The organism is Brevundimonas sp. P7753, assembly GCF_013386595.1.
Classification (GTDB): Bacteria; Pseudomonadota; Alphaproteobacteria; order Caulobacterales; family Caulobacteraceae; genus Brevundimonas; species Brevundimonas bullata.
In genome coordinates this window covers 270-1,067 of the sequence record NZ_JACARP010000195.1, presented here as the reverse complement: position 1 = coordinate 1,067, position 798 = coordinate 270, and the positions used below count along the sequence as shown (strand labels likewise).

Here is a 798-nt window from a genome sequence, read left to right as displayed (position 1 = left end):
CCCTTGGGGTCGTTCAGCAGGCGCCACCTAAAAAGGGGACAACGGATCAATCGGCTTTCGAAAGGAGCCCGCCATGAAAACCATTTCCAAGATCGGCGTCGGCGCTGTGGCCCTGACGATGCTGGCCGCCTCGCCCGTCGCGGCGCAGAATTATCGGGATCGGGATCGCGACAACACCGGGCGTGACGCGGTGCTCGGCGCCGTCGTCGGCGGCGTGGCGGGCGCCCTGATCGGCAACGGCGACGGACGCTATGTCGCCGGCGGCGCTCTGGCGGGCGCGGCTTTGGGCGCGGTGTCTTCGGACAGCGATCGCGACGGCTGCAGCTACTACCGCGGCGGCCGCTGCTATCGGAACCAGGGCCACTGGGAGCGCGAACACGGCATCAACAGCCGCGACGGCTACTACAACAACGGGCGCTATCAGGGCCGTGATCGCTATGACCGCCGTCATGACCGTCATGAGAACCGCCGCGACTATCGCTACGACCGCCGCTGGTAGGTTCAGGCGTCAGATCACGAAAGGCCCGGCGGCGACGCCGGGCCTTTCTTCATGCGCGGGTCAGCGAACGCCGACGGTCAGGGTGTAGTTGGCGTGCTCGTCGCGGCGGGCGGCGTTGCGCATCAGATAGACGCGCACGACGTAATCGCCGTTCGCCGGCAGTTGGCCGCTGAATTGATTGCCTGAAGTCGAGCCGATGAACAGGGCTTCGTCCGCGCCCTGTCTGGTGACGTTGAAATAGGCCGAGGCGTTGGTGGGTTGCAGCCTAACGTTCAGCGTCTGGCCGCGGCGGGCGCCCA

The 798-nt window shown here is 66.5% G+C and carries 2 protein-coding genes; one reads left to right on the top strand and one right to left on the bottom strand.

Annotation, left to right across the window (positions count from 1 at the left end; genetic code table 11):
- Positions 1 to 73 precede the first annotated feature (73 nt).
- Positions 74 to 499, top strand: a complete 426-nt coding sequence (locus HX774_RS19015) for a hypothetical protein (RefSeq protein WP_114817119.1) — start codon at positions 74 to 76, stop codon at positions 497 to 499.
- A gap of 60 nt (positions 500 to 559) precedes the next feature.
- On the opposite strand, the gene HX774_RS19010 is transcribed toward HX774_RS19015, so the two are convergent.
- Positions 560 to 798, bottom strand: a 239-nt coding sequence (locus tag HX774_RS19010) for a hypothetical protein (protein WP_218650533.1), incomplete at its 5' end; no start/stop codon positions are given.